Source organism: Bartonella sp. MU70NMGDW (genome assembly GCF_042194085.1).
In the GTDB taxonomy this organism is placed as follows: domain Bacteria; phylum Pseudomonadota; class Alphaproteobacteria; order Rhizobiales; family Rhizobiaceae; genus Bartonella; species Bartonella grahamii.
The window spans coordinates 1-14,836 of sequence record NZ_JBHIMK010000047.1 but is presented as its reverse complement, the minus strand read 5'-3'; the positions used below and the strand labels follow the sequence as shown (position 1 = coordinate 14,836).

Sequence of the window (14,836 nt, the reverse complement as noted above, 5' to 3'; positions counted from 1 at the left end):
CCCTATTGGTGGGCCCGGAGGGACTCGAACCCCCAACCAAGCGGTTATGAGCCGCTGGCTCTAACCAATTGAGCTACAGGCCCCATATAGGTTGTTTCTCTCTAAACTAAAATGCCCCATGATACAAGAGCTGACAAGGATTATAGCCCATCTTTTTCTCTTTTCTATTGGTTTTTTTTTCAGTGCCCTAATTTCTTTACAAGAACTCTTAAAAATGAGAGAATAGTTAACTGACAAATATAAAGGTATAGATATGATAGAAAAGAAAATTCAACCACTGAAGGGTTCTCTGGTTAAAGCAGTTATATTAGCATTTACACTCTTAGCCACATCGTTGAGTGTACGTGCTTATGCTGAAGAAAATAAAATGAAAAATGCAACGATTACAGTGACTGCAATCGGAGAAAGTCAAGCTGCACCGGATATGGCAATTATTAATCTAGCCGTTGTTACCTATGACAAAACTGCCCAAAAGGCATTAGCTTCCAATAATCAATCCATCAATGATATTATAAAAGCTTTTAAAAACAATGGCATCCAAGCAAATGATTTGCAAACATCAGGTTTATCCATTTATCAGTCGACTTCTGATAAACACCATGAAAAAAAGAATAATGAAAAACTCTATCATGTTTCAAATTCTTTAACCGTGCGCATTCGTGATCTTACCAATGCTGGTAAAATCTTTGATCAAGCGATGACACTAGGTGTTAATTCAGTTAACGGCATTACTTTTACCAACGCAGATACAAAGCCATTTTATCAAGAAGCACGTAAAAAAGCCATTACTGAAGCCATTGAAAAAGCGCAAACGATAGCGCAAGCAGCAAATTTAAAATTAGGAAAAATTATTGAAATCAATGAAAAGGATGATTACTACAACCCAACACCACGTCTCATGAGTAGAGCAGCAGATGCAAGCTACGCAAATACAAATTTTGCAGGTGGTGAATTAAATTATAATGTGAGCGTCACTATCGTCTTTGCGATCGATTAAGTCACAAACTGTTGTATAAAAAATCATATTACTGGCCTTTACATAGAAGACCAGTAATGTGATGAAGATAATCTTCCTCAGATAATAATTCGTCTTCGTAAACCTCTATCTGTCCGCGTGCAGAAATATGCGCTGTATGTACCGTCTGGCAATCTCCTGATACCAATGGATGCCACCAATGAAGATCCTTTCCCTCATAAATTAATCTATAAGCACAACTTTCTGGAAGCCAACGCGCTGTTTTAACTGTCGTAATGTCTAGCGATATACAATCTGGTACAATTGATTTACGATGAGCATAATCTCGACACCTACAAGTTTCCCCATCTAAAAGACGACAAGCAATACTGGTTGCATAAAGGTCACCCGTATCATCGTCCTCAACTTTATGGAGACAACAACGGCCACAGCCATCACAAAGGCTCTCCCACTCAGAAATGGAAATCTCTTCTAATTTTTTTACTTTCCAAAAGGGAAGCTCTCCACTCATAAACTCAGACACACCTTTTTTAATTAAGACGATCTATAAAAATGAAACGTTTAATTTCTATAATTTCATCTATTTCTGTCTCTTAAAAAGATTCAACTCAATGTATGCTTTAAACCGTTTTCTTAAAATCTATCTGAATAAAAAGAAAATATTCAAAAAATAGAGCATATAAATGAACATAATCTATTGAAACATTCCTTTATAAACTGACGAAGAATAAAATGCGTCACCTAAAATGATAAAAAAATTCCGCAACGAATACACATTTCTCATCAAAAAGTCCGTATGTTGCAATATAAGTTTATTCTTAATAGATCCTATTTCTTAAGAAACAAGCCGCTACACGCAAGATAATGTTTTTCGTTCATTTTTTCAAATGACTACCACACCGGTCTTTGCCCTACATCTGTTATTTTCAGAAAAAGAAATACAAAATTCAAAAGCTAAGAAAAACATTAAACATCGTAAACTTTCTGGATTATTCAAATTCTTCCCATATTTTCTCAAAAAAGCATCCAAGTACAACGTGACACACCTCCCCTTCATTAAGAAGAAAGAGAGATTTATTAAAATGCACACGAATTTCTTTATTTAAGAATCGAGAAAACTGCGCAATTTTCGTGAACGGCTAGGATGTTTTAATTTACGAAGTGCCTTTGCTTCAATCTGACGAATACGCTCTCTTGTAACTGAAAATTGTTGTCCTACTTCTTCCAACGTGTGATCTGTATTCATCCCTATTCCAAAACGCATCCGCAAAACACGTTCTTCCCGCGGTGTTAATGAAGCAAGAACGCGTGTTGTCGTATCTCGCAGATTAGCTTGGATAGCTGCATCAATTGGTAATAACGCATTCCTATCCTCAATAAAATCACCCAAATGGGAATCATCTTCATCACCAACGGGCGTTTCGAGTGAAATGGGTTCTTTTGCAATTTTAAGAACTTTTCGCACTTTTTCTAACGGCATAGAAAGCTTGCTAGATAATTCTTCTGGTGTTGGTTCTCGTCCAATTTCATGGAGAATCTGACGCGATGTACGAACGATTTTATTAATTGTTTCAATCATATGAACAGGGATGCGAATCGTACGCGCCTGATCAGCAATTGAACGTGTAATAGCCTGACGAATCCACCATGTTGCATAAGTTGAAAACTTGTAGCCGCGCCGATATTCAAACTTATCCACAGCCTTCATCAAACCGATATTGCCCTCTTGAATAAGATCAAGAAACTGCAAACCACGATTAGTGTATTTTTTTGCAATTGAAATGACAAGACGCAAATTAGATTCTACCATCTCTTTTTTCGCAATTGTTGATTCGCGTTCACCTTTCTGCACCTGCATAACAATCCGACGAAATTCACCAATCGAAATAGCCGTTTCTTGCGCAAGATTTTGTATCTCACTTCGCAGTTTTTGGATTTCTTTTGCTTCCCGCATCGAAAATTCTTTCCAACCAGGTGTAGGCAAAGCAGCAATATAATTCATCCAATCTGCGTCCAATTCACGCCCTTGGTATTCTTTTAAAAAATCCTCATGGCCAATACCATAGCTGTTGGCAATCCGTTTCAGCTTACCTTCATTATGAATCAATCTCTTATTGATGTCATAAAGCTGTTCAACCAAAGCCTCGATACGATTTTGGTTTAAAGAAAGAGATTTTACTGCTTGAATCAACTCACCCTTTAATTGAATATATTTCTTCTTCTGAGAAGATGTAAGGGCCCCCTCTTTACGCTCTGCCAAACTGCTTTCAACATGCTGATCTTGTAATTTTCGTAATTTCACATAGGTTTGAGCAATAAAATCCAATGTTTCCATAACTTGAGGACAAAGTTCATTTTCCATTGCAGCAAGCGATAAGTTAACATCGTCATCGTCTTCTTCATCATCGTCTTCAATGTTTCTCTCTCCTGCGCTCTCCCCCATATTACGTATACCAGAAGACATTTTTTCTTCTTCTGTCTTATTCACTTCACTTCGCTCAATAACAGGAGCCTGCTTTGCTTCTGGACCAGCATAAGTCGTTTCAAGATCAATAATTTCACGCAGAAGAATACGCTGTTCTTTTAACTCGTCACGCCATATAATAAGAGCCTGAAAAGTTAAAGGACTCTCACAAAGTCCCGCAATCATTGTCTCACGCCCTGCTTCAATACGCTTAGCAATGGCAATTTCACCTTCCCGTGAAAGAAGCTCAACAGCTCCCATTTCACGCAAATACATACGCACCGGATCATCCGTACGATCTGTTACTTCGCGTTTATTCGTTGTCGTTGCAATTGCGTGGCTAGAGGCCTCTACTAAATCACCACCCTCTACTGTAACTTCTTCTTCATAATTTTCAGACTCAACTTCATCCTCATCATCCACAACATTAACCCCCATCTCAGAGAACATCGCCAAGATATCTTCAATTTGTTCGGATGTAACCTCGTCAGAAGGAAGAACAGCATTGAGTTCATCCATTGTTACGTAACCATTTTTTTTGGCAAGTTTAATCATTTTCTTGATGGCATCATCAGAAAAATCAAGAAGAGGACCATCCAAACTTGCTTGGCTTGTTACTTCTGCACTATCTTTCTGTTTAACCTTTGTTGCCATACCATAACTCCACTCGACCACTTCACAGTTTCCATGTAACCATAGTTTCCATGTGACCAGTTTTTTTGCTCTCACTAAAATCTACCAATAGTTTCTCATATATACTTCCTTTTAAGAGATTACTATTGGAAAGAATACATTTTGTATACGCCTTAACATCCAGACAAACTTGACATCCAGACAAAAACGCGGGAAAACTCCAGAAGTTTCCCCGACACCTCTCAGCCCTTCTGAGATAATCTCTGTACCCTATCGTAAGAACCAATTTCCCGCTTTTCCTAAAATTTACCCGCTTTTCCTAAAATTAAATTGCCATCTTTATGAAAATGTCACTCCCATAAACTTCCTCATCTAAAATTTAAGTGACTGATTCGCATTAAAAAAGCGAATCATTTTATCGTATCTTGTGTATTCCCGTCTATTTTTTCATCCAACCAACTTCCAAACCCTTCAATTAACGCTTCTGTTGCCTGCATCTGCTCCAGCTCATTTTTTACCTCACGAAGCAGATCAAAAACCTCACTCTTAGGATTTTCTACAAGTTGCTCTTTAATATCCTGTAATCTCTTATGTAGGTGGTGTTCTTGAAGATGCAAGTAGACAGCTTGTTTTAATATCGCACGTGCATCCTCTATAGAAGCTCTACCAAAAATAATATGCATACCAATATTTTGCACAAGATGTTTCATACGCTCTAACAGAGCCTTTTGCCCTCTTTTTTCTAAGAGCGCAACCATCGTCTCCTTATCATGAAGCTGTTGATTCCCAAGAATTTCCAACATAGCTTGATGAAAGCACATCAATTGAGTATTTTTTAATTCTAACTCAGAAAGATTTTCAAAATTTTCATACCACAACTCAGGATAGTAAGCTAAAGTGAGTAAAATCACTGCTTCTCGCAAAGGAATAGATTGCGAAGAATTTCGTACTATTTCAGAATTTGCTAACAGAGAAAAGGATTGATCTTTAAAGATCCTATTTGGTGAAGATTGATCATATCGCCCTTCCCCCCTTTTTTTCGAAAAAGAGGGACGAAAAAAATCAAAAAGGCGTTTTTTTACATCTTGCAAATAATAACGACGGACATCTTCATCCTTAATCGTAAAAATTTGTTGTTTTAGTTGTTTTTCTAGCGCTGCTCGTGTCTCTGGAGTTTCAAAATGCTTTCCATAGGTAGCACGCCACCATAAAAGCTCACTCAAAGGAATTTCTTTTTGCAAAAAAGAAGAAAAAAGTTGTGCTCCACCAGCACAAACAATTTCATCAGGATCTTTTCCTTGTGGCAACAAAACAAAGCGTACACAAACCCCAGCCTTTAAAAGAGGCAACACACGATCAGCAACACGAAAAGCAGCGTTTAAACCAGCAGCATCACCATCAAAACACAAAATGGGCTCCTTCCCCATCTGCCATAAAAGCTCAATTTGCGCTTCCGTTAATGCTGTCCCTAAGGGTGCTACGACTCCTTCAAAACCAGCTTTAGTCAATGCAATGACATCCATATACCCCTCAACAACAAGGAGTGAATGATTTTTTTCATCCCCAACAAAGCGACTGTTTTTGCGAGCCGCTACCGCGTTATAAAGTATATTTCCTTTATGAAACAGCACTGTTTCAGGGCTATTGAGATATTTTGCTCGTGTCTCTGTCTCTAATGCACGCCCTCCGAAAGCCACCACACGTCCGCGCAAATCTTCGATAGGAAACATAATACGATTTCTAAATCGGTCATAAGAATCCGCACTCCCCTCATGCACTGTGAGAAGTCCACATTCTTCCATTTGCTTTATTGAAATGCCCCGTGCACTCAAAGCTTCTTTCAAAGCTGTACGCCTTACCGGTGCAAAACCAATGCGGAAACGCTCTACGAGCTCTGGTGTCACACCACGTGCATCCAGATAACGACGTGCTTGCGCACCTCCTTTATAGCGTAAATTATATTGAAAAAAATCTGTAGCAATTTTCATCACATCATAAAGCTCAGCTTTTTCCAGTTGACGTTTATGACTTTGTGAATCCCAAATAGGGAGTTTCATTCCCGCAAAATCAGCCAAACGCTCTACACTTTCTGAAAAGTGCAATCCATCAAGCTCACACAAAAAGGTAAAAATATCCCCACTTACACCACAACCAAAACAATAATAGCGCCCTTTATGATCATCACAATGAAAACTTGGCGTTTTTTCACCATGAAATGGACAACAACACCAAAAGTCTCCCCGTGAAGGCTTACTTTTTCGAGGATCAAAATCCACCCGTTGACCAATCACTGTTGAAATTGGGAGTCTCGTACGCAGTTCATTAAGGAAATCGGGCGGGAAACGCATTATCTCTCACAAAGTTTGAAAATTCTTTTTTGCATATTTAACGACTTTAGAGCATAATTCCAATACTTCCTCTTAAGCAGTTGTAAAATTTTAAACTCTTAACTGCATATAATTTCAGAAATGGAGAGTAGAAAAGTGATCGAATTTATTGTTCAATATCCGTGGTTAGAGGCTATTTCTTGGCTTGTTATTCTTACTATATTTGCCCTTTTAGTCAACTTTCTAGGACGAAAATTACTTATTCACGGAGCAAAAAAACTCTCTTCTTTTCTCCCCAAAAATACAACGGTGGATATTAATAATGCTATTCAATACATAGCGGATATCATTTCAGCCTTTATTATTTCAGTTGGTGTTAATTTTATACCAACATTGCCCAATGCATTCAGTACTGTCATCGGTAATGTTGCTAACGCCTTCATTATCTTTTTTGTTGTTCTGACAATTTCTGCCTGTCTGAATGTCATTAATATCCTCTACGAACAACGACCAACAGCACGGTTAAAACCAATAAAAGGTTATATTCAAATTGCTAAAATTGCACTTTTTGCTGTTGCGACAGTTTTAATGGTCGCTACATTGATTGACCGCTCCCCTCTTATTCTCTTCTCCGGTCTTGGTGCAATGGCCGCGGTTCTCATGTTAATTTTTCAAGATACGCTTCTTTCTCTCGTTGCCGGTATTCAAATTTCATCCACTGATATGGTTCGCGTTGGTGATTGGATTGAAATCCCCAATCTCGGCGCCGATGGTGATGTTATTGAAATTGCCCTGCATACTGTTAAAGTTCAAAATTTCGACAACACCATCACCTCAGTTCCTATCCGTAAACTTGTAACCGACCCTTTTAAAAATTGGCGTGGAATGCAAGAATCGGGTGGAAGACGCATCAAACGCTCCCTTTTTATTGATCAATCAAGTATCCATTTTCTCACAGAAGAAGAACAAAAATATCTTTCCCGATTTAATTTATTAGAAAATTATTTCACACAAAAAGTAGCAGAAATTGACCAATGGAACGCTCAATTAGATAAAAATCATGATGTCTTAGCCAATACGCGCCGTTTAACCAACATTGGAACTTTTCGCGCTTATGTTTTTGCTTATCTACAACAGCATATAAACATCAACCCTAATATGACCTTTATGGCACGGCAATTACCTCCTACAGAAAATGGTTTACCCTTGGAAATTTATTGCTTTACGAACACCACCGTTTGGATAGACTACGAACAAATTCAAGGTGATATTTTTGATCACCTTTATTCCATTCTTCCTTGTTTTGGTCTAAAGGTTTTTCAAAATCCAAGCGGTTATGATTTTAATCAAGTATTAAAAGCAAAAGCGAAATAAAAACGATAAACTTTAATTTATCAATTTTGAGGCAAACATACTCATAACAACAGAGAAAGAATAAAGTATCATGAATGGTTCATTGGTACTCCTTCATCTTGCCGGCGCTATTTCTTTACTTCTCTGGGCCACACGCATGGTGCGCACAGGAATTGAACGCGCCTATGGTGACAGACTTAAATATAAAATGTGCCACGTCATTTCAAAACCATTGTTTGCGGTAAGTTTTGGGCTTTTTACAGCAATGATTTTACAAAGCTCTACAGCAATAACGCTCCTTGTTGGTTCTTTCGTTGAATCTGGTTTTGTCTCTGGAGTAGCGGGGCTTATGGCTGTACGCGGAGGAGAATTAGGATCAGCGATCGTTGTTAAAATTCTCACCTATGATCTCACACTTGTTGTGCCCCTTTGTCTTTTAATTGGCACTTGTATCTTCATGACAACAGAAAAACGTGAGTGGCGTCAAATAGGACGTATTGTCATCGGTATTGGTCTTTTGATTTTATCTTTAGAGATGATAAGTACAGCGACAGAACCTTTACGTGAAAGCGAAATTTTGCCTAGCATCATTCGTTATCTTTCAACGGATCCTGTTTCCACTTTTTTGTTGGCTGCTGGCTTAACCTACCTCTTACATTCATCCATTGCAGGAATCATTTTGCTGGTCAATTTTGCCAACTACGATCTTATCCATACGCAACTCTGTGTTGTCATGGTTCTTGGTGTCAACTTTGGCTCTTCTCTTATAGCACCACTTTTAACGCGCAACGCCTCTCCTAATACCCGCCTCGTTCCCTTAGGAAACTTACTCATGCGTGGGGCCGGTTCAATCCTTGTACTTACCTTATTTCTCTCCTTTCGCCCTCCTATCACATGGCTTGGCAATAACGCCCCTACTCAAGTGATCAACGCTCACATTATTTTTAATGTTTTCATTCTCCTTGCTGGAATACCGCTTTCAAAATGGGTTTTAAAATTAACCACTCAAATTGTTCATATAAGTGCAAAAAAAACGCAAACCGACAAAACGCTCAATTTATCGGATCAAACAGCTCTTGATGACAGTGTTCTTGAACGACCCTCTCTCGCTCTCTCGAATGTCATGCGTGAAGTCATTCATATTTGTGATCTTGTGGACATCATGCTAGAAAAAATCATGGGACTTTATGAAAATCCTGATCCCAATATTATTCGTGAACTCAACCAACTCAACACCATATTGGACAAAAAACATATCGCCATCAAACTTTATCTTGCACGATTAGCGGGACAAAAATTATCTGACGAAGAAGCTCTTCAAACGCAAGAACTTCTAGGCGCCTGTATAAAATTAGACCAAGCAGGCGATATCATTATTCATAATATGCTGATGCTGGTTAAAAAGAAACAACAAAAAGGTTTACAGTTCAGCAGTGAGGGCTGGAATGATCTCCTTCGTTTCCACGCCATTGTACTAGCCAACGCGCATATAGCATTTAACGTTCTCGTCTCACGCGATACACACACTGCACACCTATTGGTACAAAAAAAAGATCAACTACGAAACTTAGAAAAAGAGATGAGTTTAAAACATTTTAAACGTTTGCGTGAAGGGGATCTCAAAAATGTAGAATCATCCAGTCTTCATCTCGACACTGTCCGCGACCTTAAACAAATCAACTCTCTTTTGACCTCAATGATCTACCCCATTTTAGAAGAACAGGGACTTCTTCAAAGTTCTCGCCTACGCAACCCTGCTGAAGAACAAACAGAAAAACCTTAAACTTTTAAATAACTTGAATAAGAAATACATCACATCGATTACTCGATTTGGAATATGGTCAAGATATTGATTTAATCAAAATATTTTATTATTTGACAATTTAAATGAGTTTTCTGCATCGTAAATTTCTTTCATTTAAAATCTATTCATGATGAATTACTCAAAGTCATTTGCTTGCACATTATAAACAAAGCAGCATGTAGAATAGAATTCTTGAAGAAAGACGTAAAAATGCCTAATCATCTCAAAGCCAAGACTGTTAAACACATAAAGAGAAAGTCAAGAGTATGATGGTTCCAACCTAAACTCGCCTTGTAAAAAGGAACTGCCCCGCAGTAGCAGCAAAAACAGAAATACTCTATAAGGAATGCAAAACCCCACAAAAATGCAACGTTTATATCAAGATTGGTAGAGGCTCAACCTATACAGCCATTCTATAACGTGTCAACAAAACAGTTTTAATTTCATTTCAAACATCATTGATATCAATTGGCAAGCTCCAGACTTTTAAATGTCCATTTTACTTATTTCTTTAATCACAAATCACAATTGCTTTTTAAACTTAAGAGAGAGATTAAAAAGCTTATAAATAAACTTTATGATTTCTTAAAACATTTTCACTAATATTTTCTTCTTTTATTCATGTTTCTCAAATAATTAATTTATTTATAAATTAAAATGTGATATATACTCATGCTTGTTAAGTATTGTTATTATATAAATGTGAATGTTATTTAAATATAAAGGAAAATAATAAGTAAAATTTCTAACAAAAATATCCTTTCCACTGGATAAAAAAGGGATAAATCTTGATTTTTATAAAGTTTACTCTAGTTACAATTTAAGTTCAGGCAAAGGAGGGTATCATGGAAGATGCAAACATCGGTTGGATTGCAGCTATTATTATCGGCGGAATTGCAGGTTGGGCTGCCCAGTATATTATGAAAAGCCAAACAGGAATATTGTTAAATATTATCTTAGGGATTATTGGCGCTGCGCTAGCAAGCTTTCTTTTTAGTCTTTTAGGTGTAAGTTTTGCTGGTTGGCTTGGCTATCTTATTTCAGGTTTTATAGGAGCCTGCATTCTTATATGGGTAGGACAAAAAATTCGATCATAGAGCGTTTATTTTTTTTACACCTTTTGGGATTTAATAAAAAACTGGGAAACAACTAGAAAAGTTTGAAATATTTCCCTGGAGCTCGTTGTCACCAGTTTTGATATGATGGTGAGATGCTTAAGCTGCGATTTTGGGTATACACCATCACCGTATTTTAAAACGAAATGCAGTAAAGATCTTTATAACGCACCATTTCATACCTATATAAAGTTACGCATATCAGGAAAGATATGTTGCGTTATTTTAACGAAATACGAACTTATTTTCGTACCGTACGCGCAAATCTAGCTCATCTCACTGTAATAACAATCCGTAAGGTTACAAAAATCACTAACGATGATTAAAGATTCTACCGCATAGCACTTAACGCCTATACACTTCATCAACAATACCTTTTTACCGAAAAACTCGAAGAGCTCTTTTGCGCTCTTAAGAAATAAACAGAGAAGGTAAGCAAAAAATGATAAAGAGATTTTTTCTAATCTATGAAATAAAATAGATATATTATAAATACATATTAATATAAATTTATTATAAAAGACTAAACACTCTTTAATATGAAGTAATTTATTACAATTTAAATAATATAATCTATTTTTAAGTTTTCAAAAATATATGCCTTACTATAAAATTATTGACTATAAAGAATACGATCTCCTTTACATCTCAATTCAAAAGGGTTGAATATCTCTTCAATTTCTAAAGTATAAAATAAAGTTTTATTTCTCTTTAAATTTTCTCTTTATATCATCTTACATAGATGACTTTTTATATGCGTTACAAACGAATTTTAAAGCACAAAACATTTTTCCCATTGCTCATGCGATAAAGAAATTTCCCTAACGCATTGTGAAAGCGCCTTGGATAAAACATAATACCTTATTTTGCTTTTTTAATGAAAATAATCCTATAATATATAATTCCCGCATATCTTCTTTTAAAGACCTTTTCTTTCGACTTTCCCTTTGATATCTTCCTGTTAAAATCTTGCTGCTTTTATACTCCTTGTATTACAATAGAGCTATCTACTTAACCCAACATAACATATGGAATAAGACTTTAGCTGTGGAGTAAAACGATGTCTGATCTTGAAGATTCCATCTTACCGCCTCTAAAGTGGCTCTCTAATCAAAATCCTCCAATACCAGAAAACATTCGCAATTGGCTCATGGAATCTGGCTCTATGACGCTTCGATTAAAGAAATATTGTACCTGCCTCCAAATTCAACCACAACGCGAATGTTTTATTACGCGAGATAAATTAACAGACGAAGCAGAGCATCTCCCCGAAAGTGCGCGTTATTGGCTACGTGAAATCATATTGATGGGAGATAATAAACCTTGGCTCCTTGGACGCACTGTAATTCCACAAGAAACCCTCCTACACAATCAAGCCTTGATGCATTTGGGAACTGTACCTCTAGGACATTATTTATTTAACCATGACCAATTAACCCGCGATTACATTCATATTGGTCAACAAGATGTGCTATGGGCACGCCGTTCCCGTTTGCGGTTAACGGGTAAGCCATTGTTGCTAACTGAACTATTTTTAACAGATTCACCGCTGTATCCCCACCAATAAAGGTTACTCATTTTATTCTGCATAATTTATAGATTTTATATAGCTTATAAGGGATTTAATCAGAGAAAAGAATTTCAAAATCATCTCAAAACACATTACAAACAAAGAGTTATTTTCAAAATATCTTTTCATTTCATCAACTCAGCTTAAAAATGTCTTCTATAGAAAAAATGTTTAACGTTCTAATTTTCTTATCATTAAAACCAGCGCTTGAATTAAGAAGATATACATCATATTGATAAATATCATCTACATTTAAATTTCTTGCCGAATAATCAGCACTCTAAAAAATACGGCAACTCTTTATCAAAAAAATGCTTTGAAACAGCAAAAAAGACAACAACACACTCCCCAAAATTGGAAATCTGTATCAATTAGCTTAATCATCCTATTTTAAAATTTTTAATAGTGCAGACAATAGATCTTTTTTTTAAAAGTAGAAACTCTATAATTTTTTTGTTTTGTTAATGATCTAACAGCTTTGAAGAACAGTAAAATATAATACATAAAAGATGTTTTTATTGCTCTATGAGCTCCAAAAAAGATTCGTTTATTTCAAAAAAATATTTTTTTGATAATAGTATGTATGTAAAAGATAAATGACATTTATCAACATCCTACTGACTTACAAAGGCGAAGCACAATAAAAAATATTTTCCAATCCCCTTGAATTAATAAGATCTATTGCAATTTTTTACGAAGACTATTGCACACTTTAGAAAAATTCATTTGCCCTGCATACCGTTCCTTAAGCCATGCCATCACCTTACCGATATCGCGTAATTTTTCAGCTTTTGTTTGTACCAAAGCTTCACAAAGGACCTGTTCTACTTCCATCTCCTTAAGTTGATAGGGAAGAAACTCACGAATAACTTCTATTTCTGCTTGTCCTCTCTCTGCCAATTCCAAGCAACCAGACTCTTTATGGACTCGCATCAATTCTTCACGCTGTTGAAGCATTTTAGTGAAAACAGACTGTATCTGCTGATCATCCACTTCTAACTTCCCTTGATCATAATAAAGAATATCACGATCCCTAACTGCAGCATTCATTAAACGGAGTGTAGCAAGACGCGCACTATCTTGCGCTTTCAAAGCAGCCCTAAGAGCCCCATCAATCTGGTTACGCAACATAAATTTATCCAATTTTGTTCAAGAAGAAAGCGCCTTTTAACCAATCTTTATCCATCTTGCAATGGAGGATAAAAAAATAATTAAGGACTCGATCTTCGAAAAGCTAAAACAAGACTTTACCTCTTCATGGAATGTACTTATACTGCCTATTTCAAGCGAAACATTACCAGAATAATATACACAGCATCTGTTAAAGGTATGATTTTTGTGTAAAGTTGATCATTATACCTTTCAGAGAATAAATTGTGGATACATACTATGATACAAACGACTTCACCCAGCCACCCTTGGAGTATCAAAAAACCTACAGCCCTCTTAGTCTTAGCTGATGGAACCGTTATTGAAGGCAAAGGAGCAGGTGCTACAGGTATTGCTGAAGCTGAAGTGTGTTTTAACACCGCCATCACAGGCTATGAAGAAATCCTCACAGACCCGTCATACACACAACAAATCGTTAATTTTACTTTTCCTCATATAGGAAATGTAGGGGCAAATAGTGAAGATATTGAAGCTCTCTCTCCTCTCGATTGTCATGGTGCTGTTGGCGCTATTTTCAAGGCAGACATTACACATCCCTCAAATTATCGTGCCAATGAAAATCTTCATCAATGGCTTAAAACGCATAAAATTATTGCACTTTGTGGTATTGATACACGTGCGCTCACAATTCTTATTCGTGAAAAAGGTGCGCAAAATGCTGTCATTGCACATGATTCTAATGGAAATTTTGATATTCCTTCTTTAAAGAAACGTGCGCAAAAATGGCACGGTCTCGTCAATCTTGACCTTACGAAAGACGTGACATCTCAATCATCAATGCAATGGGATGAAAAACCATGGAGCTGGAACAAAGGATACGGTACAAACAATGTGCACAATCTTCATATCATTGCAATTGACTATGGTATTAAACGCAATATTCTTCGCCTTATGGCAACACAAAAAGCACGCGTTACTGTTGTACCTGCCCACACAACTGCAAAAGAAATTCTAGCAATGAACCCTGATGGCGTTTTTCTTTCTAATGGACCAGGGGACCCCGCAGCTACGGCTCAATATGCCGTTCCAACGATCAAAACATTAATTGATCATAATTTACCAATTTTTGGAATATGTCTTGGTCACCAACTTCTTGCTCTTACGGTTGGTGCAAAAACCGTGAAAATGCACCAAGGACATCATGGTGCCAACCACCCAGTTAAAGACCTCAACACTGGAAAAGTTGAGATTGTATCGATGAATCACGGTTTCGCCGTAGATTCTGCCTCTTTACCACAACATGTACAAGAAACACATATTTCTCTCTTTGATGGTTCAAACTGTGGTATTCGAATCATTGGAAAACCAGTTTTTTCTGTTCAATATCACCCCGAAGCTTCTCCTGGACCACAAGATAGCCACTACCTCTTTCAGCATTTCTGTGATCTCATTATGAATTATAAAAAAATATCTTAAAATAAAAT

The 14,836-nt window shown here is 36.7% G+C and carries 10 protein-coding genes and 1 tRNA gene; 6 read left to right on the top strand and 5 right to left on the bottom strand.

The genetic code is table 11. The features are described 5' to 3' along the window. Positions 1–6: 6 nt before the first annotated feature. Positions 7–83: transfer RNA gene (locus ACFIKE_RS05840), tRNA-Ile, on the bottom strand. Between the two features lie 170 nt (positions 84–253). Here ACFIKE_RS05840 and ACFIKE_RS05835 point away from each other — a divergent pair. Further along, positions 254–997 carry an SIMPL domain-containing protein gene (locus ACFIKE_RS05835; protein WP_375648627.1) on the top strand — a complete coding sequence of 248 codons (744 nt, stop codon included), beginning with the start codon at positions 254–256 and terminating at the stop codon, positions 995–997. 28 nt (positions 998–1,025) lie between these two features. On the opposite strand, the gene ACFIKE_RS05830 is transcribed toward ACFIKE_RS05835, so the two are convergent. The 3 genes from ACFIKE_RS05830 to dnaG form a co-directional block, all read right to left on the bottom strand. Continuing rightward, on the bottom strand, positions 1,026–1,487 hold the full coding sequence (locus tag ACFIKE_RS05830; protein WP_015856661.1) for a YcgN family cysteine cluster protein: 462 nt from the start codon (positions 1,485–1,487) through the stop codon (positions 1,026–1,028). Positions 1,488–2,078: 591 nt separating this feature from the next. Further along, positions 2,079–4,094, bottom strand: a complete 2,016-nt coding sequence (gene rpoD / locus ACFIKE_RS05825; protein WP_375626202.1) for an RNA polymerase sigma factor RpoD — start codon at positions 4,092–4,094, stop codon at positions 2,079–2,081. 389 nt (positions 4,095–4,483) lie between these two features. Beyond that, a complete protein-coding gene (gene dnaG, locus ACFIKE_RS05820) occupies positions 4,484–6,421 on the bottom strand; it encodes a DNA primase (protein WP_375627035.1) in 1,938 nt (645 codons plus the stop codon). Between the two features lie 135 nt (positions 6,422–6,556). On the opposite strand from dnaG, the gene ACFIKE_RS05815 reads away from it, so the two are divergent. The 4 genes from ACFIKE_RS05815 to ubiC all read left to right on the top strand — a co-directional run bounded on the left by ACFIKE_RS05815 (position 6,557) and on the right by ubiC (position 12,239). After that, the gene (locus tag ACFIKE_RS05815) at positions 6,557–7,774 is read left to right on the top strand and encodes a mechanosensitive ion channel family protein (RefSeq protein ID WP_375626171.1); all 1,218 of its coding nucleotides are present in this window, start codon (positions 6,557–6,559) and stop codon (positions 7,772–7,774) included. A 70-nt stretch (positions 7,775–7,844) separates the two neighbouring features. Continuing rightward, positions 7,845–9,536 carry a Na/Pi cotransporter family protein gene (locus ACFIKE_RS05810; protein WP_375648626.1) on the top strand — a complete coding sequence of 564 codons (1,692 nt, stop codon included), beginning with the start codon at positions 7,845–7,847 and terminating at the stop codon, positions 9,534–9,536. An 866-nt stretch (positions 9,537–10,402) separates the two neighbouring features. Then, on the top strand, positions 10,403–10,654 hold the full coding sequence (locus tag ACFIKE_RS05805; RefSeq protein WP_375626175.1) for a GlsB/YeaQ/YmgE family stress response membrane protein: 252 nt from the start codon (positions 10,403–10,405) through the stop codon (positions 10,652–10,654). Positions 10,655–11,732: 1,078 nt separating this feature from the next. Next, entirely contained in the window at positions 11,733–12,239 is a 507-nt protein-coding gene (gene ubiC, locus ACFIKE_RS05800; protein WP_375648625.1) for a chorismate lyase, read from the top strand. Between the two features lie 681 nt (positions 12,240–12,920). Here the strand turns inward: ubiC and ACFIKE_RS05795 are convergent. Then, positions 12,921–13,373, bottom strand: coding sequence for a GatB/YqeY domain-containing protein (locus ACFIKE_RS05795; RefSeq protein ID WP_375626178.1), 453 nt, complete (start codon positions 13,371–13,373; stop codon positions 12,921–12,923). A gap of 258 nt (positions 13,374–13,631) precedes the next feature. Here ACFIKE_RS05795 and carA point away from each other — a divergent pair, with 258 nt between their 5' ends. After that, positions 13,632–14,828 carry a glutamine-hydrolyzing carbamoyl-phosphate synthase small subunit gene (gene carA / locus ACFIKE_RS05790; RefSeq protein ID WP_375648624.1) on the top strand — a complete coding sequence of 399 codons (1,197 nt, stop codon included), beginning with the start codon at positions 13,632–13,634 and terminating at the stop codon, positions 14,826–14,828. Positions 14,829–14,836: the final 8 nt, after the last annotated feature.

What these genes read in the sequence shown, in the direction of transcription:
- ubiC (WP_375648625.1), top strand. Translation starts at nt 11,733, where the DNA reads ATGTCTGATCTTGAAGATTCCATCTTACCGCCTCTAAAGTGGCTCTCT.
- dnaG (WP_375627035.1), bottom strand. Translation starts at nt 6,421, where the DNA reads ATGCGTTTCCCGCCCGATTTCCTTAATGAACTGCGTACGAGACTCCCA.
- ACFIKE_RS05830 (WP_015856661.1), bottom strand. Translation starts at nt 1,487, where the DNA reads ATGAGTGGAGAGCTTCCCTTTTGGAAAGTAAAAAAATTAGAAGAGATT.
- rpoD (WP_375626202.1), bottom strand. Translation starts at nt 4,094, where the DNA reads ATGGCAACAAAGGTTAAACAGAAAGATAGTGCAGAAGTAACAAGCCAA.
- ACFIKE_RS05795 (WP_375626178.1), bottom strand. Translation starts at nt 13,373, where the DNA reads ATGTTGCGTAACCAGATTGATGGGGCTCTTAGGGCTGCTTTGAAAGCG.
- carA (WP_375648624.1), top strand. Translation starts at nt 13,632, where the DNA reads ATGATACAAACGACTTCACCCAGCCACCCTTGGAGTATCAAAAAACCT.
- ACFIKE_RS05810 (WP_375648626.1), top strand. Translation starts at nt 7,845, where the DNA reads ATGAATGGTTCATTGGTACTCCTTCATCTTGCCGGCGCTATTTCTTTA.
- ACFIKE_RS05835 (WP_375648627.1), top strand. Translation starts at nt 254, where the DNA reads ATGATAGAAAAGAAAATTCAACCACTGAAGGGTTCTCTGGTTAAAGCA.
- ACFIKE_RS05805 (WP_375626175.1), top strand. Translation starts at nt 10,403, where the DNA reads ATGGAAGATGCAAACATCGGTTGGATTGCAGCTATTATTATCGGCGGA.